13 protein-coding genes and 1 pseudogene are annotated in these 16995 nt (G+C 68.3%); 5 read left to right on the top strand and 9 right to left on the bottom strand.

The features are described 5' to 3' along the window. Positions 1 to 39: 39 nt before the first annotated feature. Positions 40 to 2856, top strand: a complete 2817-nt coding sequence (locus AWC07_RS25795; protein WP_036417917.1) for a DEAD/DEAH box helicase family protein — start codon at positions 40 to 42, stop codon at positions 2854 to 2856. Between the two features lie 6 nt (positions 2857 to 2862). Here the strand turns inward: AWC07_RS25795 and dapC are convergent, their stop codons facing one another. Together dapC and fdxA are read right to left on the bottom strand one after the other, a co-directional pair. Further along, a complete protein-coding gene (gene dapC / locus AWC07_RS25790; RefSeq protein ID WP_036417919.1) occupies positions 2863 to 3957 on the bottom strand; it encodes a succinyldiaminopimelate transaminase in 1095 nt (364 codons plus the stop codon). A gap of 32 nt (positions 3958 to 3989) precedes the next feature. After that, a complete protein-coding gene (gene fdxA / locus AWC07_RS25785) occupies positions 3990 to 4316 on the bottom strand; it encodes a ferredoxin (RefSeq protein ID WP_036417921.1) in 327 nt (108 codons plus the stop codon). 278 nt (positions 4317 to 4594) lie between these two features. Between fdxA and AWC07_RS25780 the strand changes: the two genes are divergently transcribed. Both AWC07_RS25780 and AWC07_RS25775 read left to right on the top strand, forming a co-directional pair. Next, on the top strand, positions 4595 to 6619 hold the full coding sequence (locus AWC07_RS25780) for an NADPH-dependent 2,4-dienoyl-CoA reductase (RefSeq protein ID WP_036417923.1): 2025 nt from the start codon (positions 4595 to 4597) through the stop codon (positions 6617 to 6619). 250 nt (positions 6620 to 6869) lie between these two features. Next, positions 6870 to 7202 (top strand): hemophore-related protein, encoded by a 333-nt coding sequence (locus tag AWC07_RS25775; protein WP_036417925.1) that lies wholly within the window; start codon positions 6870 to 6872, stop codon positions 7200 to 7202. Positions 7203 to 7259: 57 nt separating this feature from the next. Here AWC07_RS25775 and AWC07_RS25770 read toward each other — a convergent pair whose 3' ends face one another. Further along, positions 7260 to 9851: a bifunctional FO biosynthesis protein CofGH gene (locus AWC07_RS25770; RefSeq protein WP_085105282.1), complete on the bottom strand. Its 2592-nt coding sequence runs from the start codon at positions 9849 to 9851 to the stop codon at positions 7260 to 7262. 184 nt (positions 9852 to 10035) lie between these two features. Here AWC07_RS25770 and AWC07_RS25765 point away from each other — a divergent pair, with 184 nt between their 5' ends. Then, on the top strand, positions 10036 to 10914 hold the full coding sequence (locus AWC07_RS25765) for a PE family protein (RefSeq protein ID WP_036414522.1): 879 nt from the start codon (positions 10036 to 10038) through the stop codon (positions 10912 to 10914). Positions 10915 to 10937: 23 nt separating this feature from the next. Here AWC07_RS25765 and AWC07_RS25760 read toward each other — a convergent pair whose 3' ends face one another. From AWC07_RS25760 to AWC07_RS25745, 4 genes and pseudogenes are all read right to left on the bottom strand, one after another. Beyond that, positions 10938 to 11399: a hypothetical protein gene (locus tag AWC07_RS25760; protein ID WP_036414525.1), complete on the bottom strand. Its 462-nt coding sequence runs from the start codon at positions 11397 to 11399 to the stop codon at positions 10938 to 10940. 92 nt (positions 11400 to 11491) lie between these two features. Further along, positions 11492 to 12391: an N-acetyl-1-D-myo-inositol-2-amino-2-deoxy-alpha-D-glucopyranoside deacetylase gene (gene mshB, locus AWC07_RS25755; RefSeq protein WP_036414528.1), complete on the bottom strand. Its 900-nt coding sequence runs from the start codon at positions 12389 to 12391 to the stop codon at positions 11492 to 11494. 80 nt (positions 12392 to 12471) lie between these two features. Beyond that, positions 12472 to 12660, bottom strand: coding sequence for a hypothetical protein (locus AWC07_RS25750; protein ID WP_051508037.1), 189 nt, complete (start codon positions 12658 to 12660; stop codon positions 12472 to 12474). Between the two features lie 219 nt (positions 12661 to 12879). Then, positions 12880 to 13221 (bottom strand): annotated as a pseudogene (locus tag AWC07_RS25745) (PE family protein); the annotation flags it as partial. Positions 13222 to 13521: 300 nt separating this feature from the next. Here AWC07_RS25745 and AWC07_RS25740 point away from each other — a divergent pair. Beyond that, complete coding sequence (locus AWC07_RS25740; protein WP_036414531.1) at positions 13522 to 14127, top strand: TetR/AcrR family transcriptional regulator; 606 nt, start codon at positions 13522 to 13524, stop codon at positions 14125 to 14127. Between the two features lie 23 nt (positions 14128 to 14150). Here AWC07_RS25740 and AWC07_RS25735 read toward each other — a convergent pair whose 3' ends face one another. Next, positions 14151 to 14768: a PE family protein gene (locus tag AWC07_RS25735; protein WP_051508039.1), complete on the bottom strand. Its 618-nt coding sequence runs from the start codon at positions 14766 to 14768 to the stop codon at positions 14151 to 14153. Between the two features lie 227 nt (positions 14769 to 14995). After that, entirely contained in the window at positions 14996 to 16894 is a 1899-nt protein-coding gene (locus tag AWC07_RS25730; RefSeq protein WP_244187710.1) for an ABC transporter family substrate-binding protein, read from the bottom strand. Positions 16895 to 16995 lie beyond the last annotated feature (101 nt).

Genomic DNA, 16995 nt, shown 5'->3' with positions numbered 1-16995 from the left:
AGACGGTGCTTGCTTGAGGGTTGGTTAGGGTGAGCACTCGTGGAGCCTGGCCGTGACCTGCACTCCCGGGGCTTCGCCGGGGAATGGCGGCGGTATCAGCAGCAGGCATTGGACGCGTTCGACGCCGATGTCGCCACGGGCGACAACCGGTCGTATCTGGTGCTGCCGCCGGGCGCCGGAAAAACGATGATCGGACTGGAAGCCGCACGCCGGGTGGGACGGCGCACCTTGGTTCTGGTTCCCAACACGGCGGTGCAGGCACAGTGGGCCGCGGCGTGGAATACCAAGTTTCCGTCACCGGACCCGTCGGCGCCGGCATGCGGGACCGACCGCGCCCTTACCTCGGCGATGAACGTGCTGACGTATCAGTCCCTGGCGGTCATCGACGGCGAAACGGATGCCACGGTGCGGCGGGCGATCCTGCGCACCCGGGACCGGCAAGCCCTGTTGGACCTGCTGCACCCCAACGGCAGGGCGCTGATCGAGCGGGCCGCATCGTTGGGACCCTGGACGCTGGTGCTCGACGAGTGTCATCATCTGCTGGCGACGTGGGGCGCACTGGTCGGGGCGTTGGTGTCGGTGCTGGGACCGCGGACGGCGCTGATCGGGCTGACCGCGACCCCGGCGACCGCGCTCACCGAGTGGCAGCGGGCCTTGCATGACGAGCTGTTCGGCACGGCCGACTTCGTCGTCCCGACACCTGCCCTGGTCAAAGAGGGCGACCTCGCCCCCTATCAAGAACTGGTCTACCTGACCGGGCCAACCCCGGAGGAGCAGGCCTGGATGGCGACCGAGCGCGCCCGCTTCGCCGATCTCATGCTGGCGCTCGTCGACCAGCACGTGGGCAGCATGTCGCTGGCCGCCTGGCTGCGGATCCGCATCGTGGACCGGTCGACGCGCGACGGCAACCAGATCGCGTGGTCGACGTTCGAGCGCGCCGAACCCGCCGTTGCCGCAAGCGGTCTGCGCTTTGCCTTTGACGGCCTCATCCCGCTACCCGACGGCGCCCGCCTGCGCGAGCAGCACCGGGTGGCACCCGACGCCCAGGATTGGGTCACCGTGTTGACCGACTTCGCCGTCGGCCACCTCCAAGACAGCGACGATCCGCGTGATGCGCAGGCGCTCACCGCGATCAAACGGGTGCTGCCCGGCCTCGGTTACCGGCTCACCAGTCGCGGAGTGCGCGTCGCGACCTCGCCCGTGGACCGGGTGTGCGCGCTGTCGGAGTCGAAAGTCGCGGCGACGACCCACATCCTCGATGCCGAGGACGCCGCGCTGGGGGCGCGGCTGCGGGCCCTGGTGCTGTGCGACTTCGAATCGATGACCGGCACGCTCCCCACGTCGCTGAAGGGAGCACCCGTCAACGACCTGTCCGGGTCGGCGCAGCTGGTCACCGCGATGCTGGCCGCGTCCGACAATCGACGCGGCACCCCGCTGCGTCCCCTGCTGGTGACGGGTCAAACCTTCGCCTGTCCGGCCGCGATCGAAGACGACCTGATCGCCTTCTGCGCCGCCCGGGGCGCGCTGGTGTGCACCGAGCCGCTGCGGACCCATCCCGGATTGCGGATCGTGCGGGGCAACGGCAACTTCGGCCCCCGCACCTGGGTCGCGCTGGCCACGGAATACTTCATGACCGGACGCGCCCGCGTGCTGGTCGGCACCCGCGCCCTGCTGGGCGAAGGATGGGACTGCGCCGCGGTGAACGTCACCGTCGACCTGACCAGTGCGACAACCCCGGGAGCGATCACCCAGATGCGCGGCCGGGCACTCCGCAGAGATCCCGCCGACGCCGACAAAGTGGCCGACAACTGGTCGGTGTGCTGCGTCAGTCCCGATCACCCGCGCGGTGACGCCGACTACCTGCGTCTGGTGCGCAAACACGACGCGTACTTCGCGGCGAGTCCGCAAGGGCTCATCGAGTCGGGAGTGACCCATTGCGATCCCTGCCTGTCGCCCTACGGCCCGCCGCCGGCCGATGCCGGCATCACCGCCCGGGCCCTGCGGCGCGTCGCCGAACGCGGCCAGGCCAGGGCGTGGTGGCGGATCGGTCAGGCCTACCAGGGAACCGATGTGGCAACCATCCGCATCCGATCCCAGCGCTCCGCGGGCATCGCCGCACCCGGCATCCCGGCGTCGGCTTTGGTCCCGTCGCTGCCGGGCCGGCGCAGTCCGCTGCCGGCGGCCAGGGCCGCCGGCGCCGGCCTGTCCCTCGCCGGCGCGGCCAGCGGCGCCGTGTTGGCCGGCACCAGCCTTGGCCCACTCGCCGCAGCCGTCACGACCGGTGGCGTCATCGCGACCAGCGTCGGGCTGCTGGCGGCTGCCGCCAGAGCCGAAAGCCGTCGGCTGGCCCAGGCACCCAACGCGCTCGAGCAGCTGGCCGCGGCCGTCGCGGACGCGCTGCGGGCCGGCGGCGGCGCCGACCGAGGATCCGACGCGCTGCGAATCACCGTGGATCCCGACGGCTGGATCCGCTGCGAACTCGGCGGGGTGCCCACCGAGCAGTCACAGCGGTTCACCGCCGCCCTCGACGAGCTACTCGGCCCGCTGACCGAACCGCGTTACCTGGTCGGACGCAAGATCCTCACACCGCCCACCGGGCGTGTTGCCCGGGGCCTCTTCGCGGCCCGCGCCGTCGTCGGACTGCCGCTGCCCGGCGCCATCGCCTGGCACGGCGTACCGCAGTGGTTCGCCCGCCGCAAGGACCGACTGGGCGCTCTGCTGCAGTCATGGCAACAGCACATCGGTCCACCGCGGCACCTGCGAGCCGACTCCCCCGAGGGCCAGGCCATCCTCGAGCTGTTCCGCGGCGACAACCCGCTCGCGCTCACCACCCAGCTGCGCACCACCTGGCGGTGAGCCCGCTCAGCGCAGCCGCTCTATCGCGGCGGCGATGCGGTCGTCGGTGGCGGTCAGTGCGACCCGCACGTGCTGGGCACCACGCGGTCCGTAGAAGTCACCGGGGGCCACCAGGATGCCGCGCTCGGCCAGCCATGCGACCGTGTCGTGGCACGGCTCGCCCTGGGTGGCCCAGAGGTACAGGCCGGCCTCGGAGTAGTCGACGGCAAAACCCGCCGAGCGCAGGGCCGGCAACAGTGCGCCGCGCCGTCGCGCGTACCGCTCCCGCTGCTGCTTTTCGTGGTCGTCGTCGTCCAGGGCGGCTACCATGGCGGCCTGCACGGGTGTGGGCACCATCATCCCGGCGTGTTTGCGCACCGCCAGCAATTCGGCGACCAATGTCGCATCCCCGGCGACCAAACCGGCCCGGTAGCCGGCCAGCGACGAGGTCTTCGACAGCGAATGCACCGCAAGCAAACCGGTGTGGTCGCCGTCGCAGACCGCCGGATGCAGCACCGACAGCGGTCCTGGATAGTCGACGTCCCAGGCCAAACCGAGGTAGCACTCGTCGGAAGCCACCAGCACGCCTCTGTCGCGGGCCCAGCCGACGACCTTGCGCAGATGATCGAGCCCGAGAACCCGTCCGGTGGGGTTGCTCGGGGAGTTCAGATACAGCAGTGCCGGGGTTTGCGGTCCGAGCTGGGTCAGTGAGTCGGCTCGCAGCACCTGCGCCCGGGCCAGCCGGGCGCCGACGTCGTAGGTCGGGTACGCCAGCTCGGGCACCACGACCATGTCGCGCGGACCCAGCCCCAGCAGCGTCGGCAACCAGGCGATGAGCTCTTTGCTGCCGATCACCGGCAGCACCGCCGACTCGGCCAGCCCGGTGATGCCGTAGCGGCGGGCCAGCGCCGAAACCGCGGCCTCACGCAGCCGCGCGGTCCCCGCGGTGGCGGGATAGCCCGGCTCGGAGCCGGCGGCCGCCAGGGCTTCGCGGATCAGCGGCGCGACCGGGTCCACCGGGGTACCGACGGACAGGTCGATGATGCCGTCCGGGTGGGCGGCGGCCCGCGCTTTCGCGTCGGCCAGCGTGTCCCACGGAAAATCCGGCAGGGACGCCGACACCCGGCGGCCAGGGCGCGGAACTGCGTACCTGGTCAGTCGCCTTCGCCCTGCGGTAGCAAATCCTTGACCACCTGCGGGTCGTTCTCGGTCATCCCCACCTTGGCGGCACCACCCGGGGACCCCAGCTCGTCAAAGAAGTCGGCGTTGATCTGCGTGTAATGGCTCCACTGTTCCGGCACATCGTCTTCGTAGTAGATAGCTTCGACCGGGCACACGGGTTCGCAGGCACCACAGTCGACGCATTCGTCGGGGTGGATGTAGAGCATCCGGGCACCCTCGTAGATGCAGTCGACGGGGCACTCCTCAATGCATGCCTTGTCCTTGATGTCGACGCAAGGTTCGGCGATCACGTACGTCACGGACGTCTCCTCAACGTGTACTGCAGATACTGCTCAGTGTAGGGCTGTTGCTTGCCTTACCGCGGGCCCCGGGCCGCTGATCGGCGAAGCGTTCGGTTACTGATACTAGACGTTGCACATACACGTCAATCAACTGGCACGCCGGTCAACCCACGGCCGGTATGCACCGCGCCGCGCAGCGGCCAAGTGACATTTATGCTGCCCCGGTGGGCTGGCCCACGCGGTCGCCGCGCCGGAGACCGGTTCGATGAGCAGCTGAACTACCGCAGGAGTACCCGTTGACGAGCCAGTACCCGAACCTGTTGTCGCCGTTGGACCTCGGTTTCACCGTGCTGCGCAACCGGGTGCTCATGGGTTCGATGCACACCGGGCTGGAAGATCGGGCCGGCAGCATCGATCGGCTCGCCGAGTACTTCGCCGAACGCGCCCGCGGCGGTGTTGGACTGATCATCACCGGCGGCTACGCGCCCAACCGCACCGGCTGGCTGCTGCCGTTCGCCTCGGAGCTGGTCTCTTCGGCCCAGGCCCGCGGGCACCGCCGGATCACCAGCGCCGTCCATGATGCGGGCGCCAAGATCCTGTTGCAGGTCCTGCACGCCGGACGCTATGCCTACCACCCGCTTTCGGTCAGCGCGTCGTCGATCAAGGCTCCCATCAACCCGTTTCGGCCTCGGGCGCTGTCGGCGCGCGGTGTCGAGTCCACCATCGCGGATTTCGTGCGGTGCGCGCAGCTGGCCCGCGAAGCCGGCTATGACGGTGTCGAAATCATGGGCAGCGAAGGGTATCTGCTCAACCAGTTCCTGGCACCACGCACCAACAAGCGCACCGATTCCTGGGGCGGCACACCGGCCAATCGCCGCCGGTTCCCGGTGGAGATCGTGCGCCGCACCCGCGCGGCGGTGGGTGCCGACTTCATCATCTGTTACCGGATGTCGATGGCCGACTACGTCGAGGATGGCCAAAGCTGGGACGAAATCCTCTCGCTGGCAACCGACGTGGAAGCTGCCGGCGCGACCCTGATCAACTCCGGTTTCGGTTGGCATGAAGCTCGGGTGCCGACGATCGTCACCTCGGTGCCCAACAGTGCGTTCGTCGACATCAGCAGCGCCATCGCCGAACACGTCAGCGTCCCGGTGGCGGCATCCAACCGGATCAACATGCCGCAAGCCGCCGAACACATTCTGGCCGAGACCCCGGTGCGGTTGATTTCGATGGCCCGGCCGCTGCTGAGTGACCCGGAGTGGGTGGCCAAGGCGGAATCCGGCCGCGCCGCGGAGATCAACACCTGCATCGCCTGCAACCAGGCCTGCCTGGACCACGCATTCGCCAAGAAAGCGGTGTCGTGTCTGCTCAATCCACGGGCGGGACACGAAACGACGTTGGTGTTGTCGCCGGCGCGGCGTGCCCGCTCGGTGGCCGTGGTCGGGGCCGGTCCGGCCGGTTTGGCGGCGGCGGTCAACGCCGCCGCGCGGGGCCACCGGGTCACGCTGTTCGAGGCCAACGACTTCATCGGCGGACAGTTCGACCTGGCCCGCCGCATCCCGGGCAAAGAGGAGTTCAGCGAAACAATCCGCTACTTCTCGACGATGCTCGACAAGCACGCCGTCACGGTCCGGCTGGGCACCCGGGTGACCGCCGACAAGCTGACGGGCTACGACGCCGTCGTCCTGGCCACCGGTGTGGTGCCGCGGATTCCGGCTATTCCCGGGATCGACCACCCGCGGGTACTGACCTATTCCGAGGCGATCACCGGCGCCAAGCCGGTCGGGAAGGCCGTGGCGGTGATCGGCGCCGGCGGCATCGGGTTCGACGTCACCGAACTCCTGATCACCGACCATTCGCCGACCCTGAACCTCAAGCTTTGGAAGGAGGAGTGGGGCGCCGCGGACCCGCCGGAAGCCCGCGGAGCGCTGACCACGCCGCGCCCTGCCCCGCCGGCGCGCGAGGTTTACCTGCTACAGCGCAGCAAAGGTCCGCAGGGCAGCCGGCTCGGCAAGACCAGCGGATGGGTACATCGCGCTTCGATGCGGGCCAAAGGCGTCCACCAGCTTTCCGGGGTGAACTACGAGCGGATCAGTGACGACGGGCTGCACATCAGCTTCGGCGCGCACCGGCAGCGACCCCGGGTGCTGGCAGTGGACACCGTGGTGATCTGCGCCGGCCAGGAGCCGGTGCGGGATCTGGAGGTCGCGCTGCGCCGCGGCGGTGTCGACCCGCACATCATCGGCGGTGCGGCGGTTGCCGCGGAGCTGGACGCCAAGCGCGCCATCAAGCAGGGCACCGAGCTTGCCGCCCGGCTGTGACCCGGCCGGGACCGGATGGGACCGGCTGGGACTGGCTGGGACTGGCTGGCGACCGATTTCACTCAGCGTGAAATCGCCGCGATTACGTCGCTGACCTGCAGATAGTTATGCCGGGAAGGGTCTTGTCGATAAGACGTTTGATATGAGTTGGCCCACGGAGGCTGCTAATCTTGACCGAAGACGGCAACCCGCTGGGCAGATGTCGTCGATGTCTTGTTGACGGTGCAATAACTGGGGAAGGTGTCCACACATGAGGCTGTCATTGAAGGGACTGACTGTCGCCGCCGGCGCGTTGGCATTGTCGCTGAGCGCTGGCGCTGGAGTCGCGTCCGCAGATCCGCTGGACGCGGTCATCAATACCACCTGTAACTACGGCCAGGTGATGGCGGCGCTGAACGCCACCGACCCGGGGGCCGCCGCGCAGTTCAACGCCTCGCCGATCGCGCAGGGCTGGCTGCATTCGTTCCTGGCCGCGGCGCCGCCGCGGCGCGCGCAGATGGCCGCGCAGGTGCAGGCGATGCCGGGGGCTGCGCAGTACGTCGGGCTGGTCGAGTCGGTCGCGTCGTCCTGCAACAACTACTGATTCTGAGCTTGCGGGCGTAACGCCACCCAAGACTCCCATCCGGGGATCGTGCGCGCGTTACGCCCGCGCTCTTATGGGCTCCTGTGCCAGCGAGGCGTAGGTCGTGGTGCGCTGGCGCGCTGGCCGGCCTATCCCCTCGGCGATGGCCACCAGTTCGGCGACGGTCTTGGCCGAACCGTGTTCGGAGCCGGCCATCCGCGAGATCGTCTCCTCCATCAGCGTGCCGCCCAGGTCGTCGGCGCCGCCGTTGAGCATTGTCTGCGTGCCTTTGTCCCCGAGCTTCACCCAACTGGTCTGGATATGGGCGATGCGGCCGTGCAACATGATCCGCGCCAGGGCGTGCACCGCCCGGTTGTCACGCTGCGTGGGCCCCGGCCGCGCCGCCCCCGCCAGGTACAACGGCGAATTCTGGTGCACGAACGGCAGCGGCACGAACTCGGTGAAGCCGCCGGTGCGGTCCTGGATGTCACGCAGCACGTTGAGGTGGGCTATCCAGTGCCGAGGGGTGTCGACGTGCCCGTACATCATGGTCGACGACGACCGTAACCCCACCTCGTGGGCGGTGCTCACGATCTCGACCCACAGCGACGTCGGCAATTTGCCCTTGGTGAGCACCCAGCGCACCTCGTCGTCCAGAATCTCGGCGGCGGTGCCGGGGATGGTGCCCAGCCCGGCCTCGCGCAGGCTGATCAGCCACTCGCGAATGCTCAGCCCGCTCTTGGTCACGCCGTTGGCGATCTCCATCGGAGAAAACGCGTGCACGTGCATTTCCGGCACCCGGGTCTTGACCGCGCGCACCAGATCGGCGTAGCCGGTGACCGGCAGCTCCGGGTCGATGCCGCCTTGCATGCACACCTCGGTGGCACCGGCGACGTGGGCCTCCCAGGCGCGGTCGGCGACTTCGTCGACCGACAGCGAGTACGCGTCGGCGTCGCCTTTTCGCTGGGCGAAGGCACAGAACCGGCAGCCGGTGTAGCAGATGTTGGTGAAGTTGATATTGCGGTTGACCACAAACGTCACGTCATCGCCGACGGCATCGCGACGCAACGAATCCGCCAGCGCGGTAACAGCTTCCAGCGCCGGACCGTCGGCGCTGGCCAAGGCGAGGTATTGCTCGTCGGTGCAGCCGGCGGGGTCCCGTTCCGCCGAACGCAGGGCGGCAAGGACATCGGTGTCGATGCGCTCGGGAGCGCGAGCCGCCAGATCGTGCACCTGCGAACGGATGGATTCCCAGTCGCCGAAGGCGCTGTCGAGGTCACTGCGAGCTTCGGTGCTACGGCCCTCGGTGTCGATGGCCGCGTTCAGATCCACCCGGCCGGCAGAAGCCATGTCGTCGGGCTCCTGCCACGGCATGCCCACCGGCTTGACGTCACGCGCGAAGCCGGTCGCCGGATCGGCAAGGGCCGCAACATGTCTGCGCACCCGCGGGTCGATCCAGGCCGCGCCCGCCTGCACATACCTGGGCTGCGCGGTCAGCCGTTGCACCAAGTCGTAGCCGGCCTCCGCGGTGACGGCGGCCAGGTCATCCAACGCGGGCCAGGGCCGTTCCGGGTTGACGTGGTCGGGTGTCAGCGGGGATACGCCGCCCCAGTCGTCGACGCCGGCGGCGATCAGCGCCAGGCAGTCGGCACGGGACACCAGGTTCGGTGGCGCCTGGATGCGCATGCCGGGGCCGAGAACCAGCCGCGCGACCGCCACCGTCGCCAGGTAATCGTCGATCCCGGCGTCGGGAACAGCAGCCATGGCGGTGTGCTTCTTGGCCCGGAAGTTCTGCACGATCACTTCCTGGACATGGCCGAACTCCTTGTGCGCCTTACGAATTGCATGCAAGGTATCGGCTCGTTCGGCCAGCGTCTCGCCGATGCCGACCAGCAGACCGGTGGTAAACGGGATGGAGAGCCGGCCGGCGTCGGTCAGGGCGCGCAGCCGCACCGCAGGGTCTTTGTCCGGGCTGCCGTAGTGCGCCAGGCCCTTGGTTTCGAACAACCGCCGCGATGTCGTCTCCAGCATCATGCCCATCGACGGCGCCACCGGCTTGAGCCGCGACATCTCCGACCAGCTCATCACCCCGGGGTTGAGGTGCGGAAGCAGTCCGGTTTCTTCCAGCACCCGTATCGCCATCGCGCGCACGTAGGACAGCGTGGAGTCGTAGCCGCGTTCATCGAGCCACTCCCGCGCCTGCGGCCAGCGGTCCTCCGGACGGTCCCCGAGTGTGAATAATGCTTCCTTGCAACCCAGTTCGGCTCCGCGCCGAGCCACGTCGAGGATCTCGCCGGGTTCCAGATACATCCCGGCGCCGTGGGCGCGCAGCTTGCCCGGAACGGTGACGAATGTGCAGTAGTGGCAGGTGTCGCGGCACAGCCGGGTGATGGGGATGAAGACCTTGCGCGAGTAGGTGATCGGCAGCCGGCCCCCCGGGCCGCGCCGCCCGGCCGACTCCAGACCCGCGTCGCGTACCCGCGCCGCGCTGGCGCACAGGTCGGCCAATTCCGCGCCGCGCGCCGTCATCGCGACGGCCGCTTCGTCGAGGTTCAGCAAGACCCCGTCTCGAGCCCGCCGCAGCACCCGCCGCAGTGCCGACGAACCGGGTCTGGGCGGCACCACGGGGTGAGGCAGAGCTGAGGACTCCTGGCGCGAAGTCAGTGGCACGTTGGTACAACTTCCGTCCGCGCGTCAATGGTCGCAAACTCGGCGGGTGCCATATTCGCAACAGTAGCGGCAGGACCAGGCCCACCACCGACCGGCCTGCACTGCGTCTTGGGTCGATCCGCCACTATTCGCACCCGATCGCGATACGCTAGCCAGACCACGGTGGAACGGGGGTGCAGACGCGATGTCGTATCTGGCCGCGACGCCCGAGGCGCTGATGGCGGCGGCTTCGAATGTCGCCGGCATCGGTTCGGAAATCAGCACGGCCAACGCGGCGGCGGCGGTTCCGACGACCGGAATCACCGCGTCGGCCGCCGACGCCGTCTCGGCGCAGGTGGCGGCGCTGTATTCGGCGCACGGTCAGGTGTATCAGCGGCTCAGCGCGCAGTTGGCGGCATTTCACGACGAGTTCGTACAGGCCCTGAGCGCCGGCGCCAACGCCTATGCGTCCGCCGAGGCCAACGCCGCCAAGACCTTGTTGGGCGCGGTGAACACGTCTGCCGAGAAGCTGGTGGGGCAGGCGTTGGCCGGGCCGAACAGCCTGGTGACCAACGCGGTGAGTCAGCTGCAGAGCGTCTTCGGCGGTGCGCTGGGCTCCAGCGCACTCGGTGGGAACGCGGCCGGCCCCGCCGGCACGCTGGCGCTGCCGCCCACCGGCGGACTCGGCGCTCTGGCGGGCACCGGCGCGCTGCTGCGGCCCTTGGCCGGCGCCGCCGCAGCACCGGCAGCGGTCATACCGGTGTCGGTGGCCACCGCCATCGAGAATTTCTATCTTTTCGCCGAGCCGTGGGTGCAGTGGGGCTTCAACGTCGCCTCCTGGGCGGCGGGTTGGGTGCCGTACATCGGCATCTTGGCGCCGCAGATCAACTTCTTCTACTACCTGTTTGAGCCGATGGTGCAGAGCGGCCTGTTCAATACGCTCGACTGGCTGGATGGGACGATCACCTTCAGTCAGGGGCTGAGCAACTTCTGGTCGACCACTACTGCATCGGTCAACCAGTTCATCAACACCGAGATCAGCTGGATCCGCAGCTTCCTCCCGCCGTGGCCGCCGCTGCCGTAACCGGCGGTAACCGGCGGTAACCGTTAAGGGTGGATTCGCCGCCGCCACAGCACCCAGGCCGGCGGCGCGACCCCAACCCCGATGAGGATCAACGCCCCATAGGCCATCAGCCCTTGTCCGCCCAGGACGATGTCGTCACCGGGACCGCCCAGGCTCAACACCGCCACCGTCACCAGCCATGTCCACAACGGCAACGCGGCCACCCGCGGCGACGTGGTCCATCGCGCGGCCGCCCATACGAGGGCGGCATTGACCAATCCACTGATCACAGCGCTGATCGGGAAGGGCACCGAACCGATGTAGGACGGCAGCAGCAGAGCCCCGGCTAGTGCGGATAACACCCCGTCGACGGCCAGCAACGCCAAGACAACGACACGTATCGCGGGGTCGGTGGCGGCGGTCTCTTCACCCGAGACGGCGCGCGGCTGAGTTGCAGTCAGGTTGGGACGCTGTCGATCTGGGAGAGGATCGAGCCGATGACCCACTGCAGGCTGTCCAGCCGGTCCTGCCAATGCTGCAGGTTAGGGTCCAGGTCGGGGTCCATGCGAATTCCTTCCGTGGCTGCCTGATTGGCAGCCTACGTGCCGTAACCGGTGAAGCCCAGACCGGCGAGCAGATCTGTTTCCCAGCCACGCTCATCGCGGTCCCCCGCGACGCCCGCGGCGAGCACATAGTGCTCCTGAGCCGCGATCGGCAGCGCCATGTTGTTGGACAGGGCGCAAGCCCGGCCGGTCGGGCCGACGGTGACCTGGGTGGCGTGTGCCGCCAGCGCCGCGGCCTTGGCGGCCTGCGCGTGCGAGTCACCCTCGACGACGGCGTCGATCCGCTCGTCCGGAAAGGCGAAGGGCACGTCGTCCGGCGGCATCACCCACTCGGGCCGCAGATCCTCGGCCATCAGGTTCTGCTTGGCCGCGCGGAATGCGCTGAGCCCGAAGACAGTCCAGTAAACCTTCGGAACCATCCACGGGTCGCCCGGGAAGTCTGAGGTGTGCGCTGCGGCCACTGCGGCGGCGGTGACTTTGTGGGTATGCACGTGGTCGGGATGTCCATATCCGCCGCCGGGGTCGTAGCTCACCACGACATGCGGGCGGACCTCGCGGATGATCCCCACCAGCGCTCCCACCGCCTCCCGTTCGTCGGCATCGACGAATCTGCGGTTGCTGCGCTGCTCGGTGCCGGCCATCCCGGAGTCACGCCAGCGGCCCGCCCCGCCCAGGTAGCGGGGTCCGCTCACCCCCAGCAGCTGCAGTGCGGCGGTGAGTTCGGCAATGCGGTAGCCGCCGAGTTGATCGGCGTGGTCGACGGCGAGTTGGGCCCAGCGGTCGCCGATGACCTCGCCCTCCTCACCGAGCGTGCAGGTGACGACATGGACCACTGCCCCCCGGGCGGTGTAGTGGGCGATCGTTGCGCCATTGCTGAGGCTTTCATCGTCGGGGTGGGCATGCACGAACAGCAGCCGCGGCGTCTTCTCAAGCATCGGCAAGCACCCTAGCCGCCGGGCGCCGCGGCATCTAGCCCCAACCAATGCCCTACCGCAACCGGACCGAACGCGGCCCCCTATCGGCCGGTGACGAGGCCGGCGAGGTCGGCGGCGACGTTCAGGCTCTGGTCGAAAGCGCCTGCCAGACCGCCGATTTGACCGCCGTTGAAGACCTGGGCCCCGCTGCCGGTGAGCAAACTGGAGGTGAAGTTTGCCGGCACCGGTGCGCCCACCACCGTGTCGAGAGCCTGCTCGCCGGTGCCCACCAGCAGGTTACCGACGTTTTACCGACGTTTTACCGACGTTGAAGCCGCGGTTGATCACCCCGTTGAGCGCACTGTCGGTGCCGAAGAACCGCTGCTCCAATCCCACCTCCTTGGTCACCAGCCAGCAGTTGAAGCCCAGCTCGTTGTTGACCAGATTGGTGTTGAAATTCAGTTGTGCCGCCTCGGTTGCTGCGTGGGGCTGCCCGGCGAACTCGCCGTCAACGCCTGGCCCGGGGCGCTGAGCAGGTTCAGCGCCGCCTGCATCGGAGACGCGTTGGCGGCCTCGGCGCTGGCATACAGGTTTGCGCCGGCGTTCAATGCCTGCACAAACTGGTCGTGAAAATGCGCGGCCTGGGCGCTGAGCGCCTGGTACCCCTGGTACGCCTGGCCGTGGGCACTGAACAGCGACGCGAGCGCTGCCGACACCTCGTCCAGAGCGGCCGGTATCAACCCCGTTGTAGCGGCTTCCGCGGCCGTATTGGCCGCGCTGATCGTCGAACCAATTCCCGCCAAATCCGTTGTGGCGACTACAAGTTGCGGTTCCGCTAAGAGAAAAGACACTTCCGACCGCCCCACACCACTACTAGCGGCCGTCCCGCCCTGATCGAGTGACCAAAGCGGAGCGTATCGCGATCCAGGGACTTAGATAACCATTTCCACAGAATCTGTCAGCAATAATGTGCCAATCGGGTAATCGGCCCGCCTCGGGACCGTACCGAGGACGAAACCGCCTGCCGCCGAGAGCCTTACCGGCCGGGCCGATTGCCGTCCCGAGCCCTGGAAGCGGCCGCACGCAGGCCGGATGCTGAACCGCCGGCTCCAGGAGCAACAAATAGGAACGAGAGCGGCTACTATCACACCATGTCCCAGCTCACCCAGGACCGGTCGAACGTCCGCAGTCGCCGGCGCGGCGAAGTGCTCGAACGTGCGCTGTATGCGGCCGCGTTGGCTGAGCTGGCGGCGGTCGGGTACGGCGGCCTGACGATGGAAGGGATTGCGGCGCGCGCTCATACCGGCAAGGCCGCACTGTATCGGCGCTGGGCCAGCAAGCATGACCTGGTCCACGCCGCGCTGCAGTACGCTGTACCGCCGCTGGAGGACCCGCGCCCCGGCCGATCGGCGCGCGAAAACCTGTTGACGGTTTTCACCGCTCACCGTGACGTGCTGGCCGGTAAGACCGATTTTCCGGGCCTGGAAATCATCGGTCAGCTGATCCATGAACCCGAACTGCGCGCCATCTTCACCGACGCGGTGATCGCTCCGCGCCTGAAAATCGTCGAGTCGATACTGCAGGCCGCTGTTCGCGACGGCCAGATCGATGCGGCCCTGCTCACCCCGCTGACGGCACGGGTCGGGCCCGCCCTGATCAACCAGCACGTCATGTTGACCGGAACGCCGCCAAACCGCAGAGAGCTGGAACTCATCGTCGACACGGTGATCCCGCGAAAGACGTCTCAGACGTTGTAGTTGCCGACAACCGACCGCGGCGGTCAGTACGTTCCGCCGCCGATCTCGCTGCCACCGCCGGTTTCGCCGCCACCGCTCAACTGGACAGCCAAGCCGTCGATCGCACTGTCGAAGCCGCCGGTCAGCAGCTGACCCGTCGGGATCAATCCGGCAAGAAACTGACCACCGCCTTGCACCGAACCGCCGACCAGCAGGCTGGCGCTGAGATTCGGCGCGACCGGCGCACCCGCGAGCGTGTTGACGAACTGCTCGCCGGCGTACACCAGTGAGTTGACGGCGTTGAAGCCGGCGATGAGCGCACCGCCCAGCGCGCCGTCGACGCCGGCGACCGCCTGCCCCAACGCGGTTTCACCGGCGACCAAGGTTTCGTTGAACGCAAGCTCGGCGCGAGCCAGGCCGGCGGCCAGACCAGCCTGTACCTGGCCGGCCTCCTCCAGCTGCGTGCTGAGCTGCTGATATGCCTGGCCATGCGCACCGAACAACGCTGCGATGCTCGCCGACACCTCATCGAGAGCCGGGGGGAGCACGCCGATCGTCGCGGCTGCCGCGGTATTGCTGGCTGTGCTTATCGTCGAACCGATGTTTGCCAAATCCGTTGCCGCCGTTGCCAATAGCTCGGCGTCTGCGAATACAAGAGACATCTCGGGCCTCTCAACCGTGCTTGATTGCTGGCCGTCCCTGGCCCGATCAGAGCAGCCCGCAGCGGAGCGTATCGCGATCCGCGAGCCGCTTCAGCCGTTTCGATGCAATCCGTTGGTCACAATTTGCCGCTCGGGCAATGAGTGATGGTTTCCGCGGGCGGCCCCGTGATCGCAGCGAAAAGGGCTACCGCCCACGGGTTTACCCGAATGATGCTTTCCGAGATCCGCTACGGCCCGGTCTTGACCCATTGGCCGGCGTCGCCGACGATGCCGACCGGGACCGCGCCGGACAGGCTGACGTTCTGCACGCTCGGGCCGGCCGCGACGATCGTGGTGTCCTGCAATATCGGCAGCACGGCCGACATATTCCACAGTCGCGGTTCGACCGCCGTGATCACATCGTTGATGTTCTTGGTGCCGATGAGGGCGGCGTCGATATTCGACTGGATGCTGCGATCGCAGATTCCGGTGAGGTTCGACGGCGCCTTGATCAGCGCGCCGGGATCGGCCGGCGGGCCGGGCTGCGGCGTGGGCATGACCGTGTCGGGGGCCACGGTCGGCGTGGCGCCGGTCGGGGTAACCGCCGGCGAGGCCGGTGGCGGGACCTGGGTGGCCTGCAGTGCGGGACAGCTGTAACGGGAGGCCAGCAAGGTCGCCAGGTTTCCGCCGGCTTGGTGCCAGCCCACGATGGCGTCAATCCGGTTGTCGTTCAAAGCATCCCGGTAAAGGATGACCGGGTCCAGCGCCAGCACGGTCGCGTCGATCCCGACGTTGCGCAGTTGGTCGGCGGCCGTGTTTGCGACGGCCACCGACGTCGGGTCGTTCGTCGCCACCCCGATGACGAGCGACAGCTGTTTGCCGTCCTTACTGACGCGGCCCCGGATCACTTCGGGCGGCCCGGTGCTCACCGGCGTGGTCGTCGAACCCGGTCCCGGCGGCGCGGTCGACGCCGACGGGTTGCTGTCGATCTCATATCCGGATGCGGCCAGCAACCCCAACGCGGTGGTGGTCGTCATCGCCGGGGGCGCGGTCGGCACATAGCCCGGGTCGCTGGGCGAGCGGATCTGCGCCTGGTCCAGGGTGACGGTGTTGTCGCTGCCCGCGCCCACCGCGGCCAGCAGGTCGATGTCCAGCAGACCCAGGATCGCTTTACGGACTTGCGTGTCGGCCAGCTTCGGCACGTTTGCCCGCAGCGTCAGCTGCATGACCCGCGGTGTCACGATCCGCGCGGTCCGCACATCCGGAATGGCCGACAACTGCGCCAAGGCGGCCGAACCGCCATGCACCTGCGCCACCTGTGTGTCGCCGTTACGCACCGAATCGGCCAGCGCCGCGGGTGCCCCGGCCCGCCGGAAGAGAATCAGACCGGGTTTGGCCGGCGGCCCCCAGTACCGGTCGTTGCGGGCGATCAGGATCTCGTCGCGCTGCGGGTCGATGTTCTCCACCCGGAACTGCCCGCCGGTGACGGGCAGCGCCCGGGCCAGCCCCGCGGCGAAACCGCCCGGCACGTCCTTGACGATGTGCGCCGGCAGCAGGTTGTTGAACAACTCCCGCCAGGCCGGGTACGGCTGCGCGAAGGTCACCACGGCCTGCTTGCCGCCTTCGAGCGACTGCACACCGGTGATCAGGTCATAGCCGGCCGGGTCGACGACGCCCGGCTGGCTGACCATCTGCCGCCACAGGTACCAGAAGTCGTCGGCGGCGATGGGCGCGTTGTCGGTCCATTGCGCCTCGGGCCGGATCTTGTAGGTCACCGTGAACGGGTTTTCGCTGGTCACGTCCGCCGACACCAGCAGCGTCGGGTCCATCTCCCAGCGCGAACCGGTCGGCGAGTTGGCATCGGGCACCGGGCGGAACGCGCTGGGCAACACCAGCGCGCTGATCGCCGCGTTCACCGGCGACAGATCCGAGAGCAGATGCGGATTGAACCCGGCGCCGATCGAGTCGATGCCCATGATGATCTGGGTGGGATGCGGCGGCGGCGGGGGCGTGACGTGCGTGGTATCGGTGCTCTGCGGCGCCGGCGGCGGGCTCACTGTGCAACCGGACAGGGCCACACCCAACGTCGAAATCAGCACGCCGACCGTCACCAGCACATGACGGGCTCGACTCAGCACGCCCCTCAGGGTATCGAGCCGGGGGTACCGCCCGCCCGCGAGCGTAACGCCATGGCGAAAAGCCGCGCCGATTTTCGCCGTGGCGTTACGCTGGTGCGCCGGGAGCGGCC

Source organism: Mycobacterium gastri, from assembly GCF_002102175.1.
GTDB lineage: Bacteria > Actinomycetota > Actinomycetes > Mycobacteriales > Mycobacteriaceae > Mycobacterium > Mycobacterium gastri.
This window is presented reverse-complemented; position numbering and strand designations above follow the sequence as displayed.

Excerpts from the sequence above, each read along its gene's own strand:
- mshB (WP_036414528.1), bottom strand. The coding sequence starts at position 12,391 with ATGCTTGAGAAGACGCCGCGGCTGCTGTTCGTGCATGCCCACCCCGAC.
- AWC07_RS25735 (WP_051508039.1), bottom strand. The coding sequence starts at position 14,768 with ATGTCTCTTGTATTCGCAGACGCCGAGCTATTGGCAACGGCGGCAACG.
- AWC07_RS25765 (WP_036414522.1), top strand. The coding sequence starts at position 10,036 with ATGTCGTATCTGGCCGCGACGCCCGAGGCGCTGATGGCGGCGGCTTCG.
- AWC07_RS25775 (WP_036417925.1), top strand. The coding sequence starts at position 6,870 with ATGAGGCTGTCATTGAAGGGACTGACTGTCGCCGCCGGCGCGTTGGCA.
- AWC07_RS25740 (WP_036414531.1), top strand. The coding sequence starts at position 13,522 with ATGTCCCAGCTCACCCAGGACCGGTCGAACGTCCGCAGTCGCCGGCGC.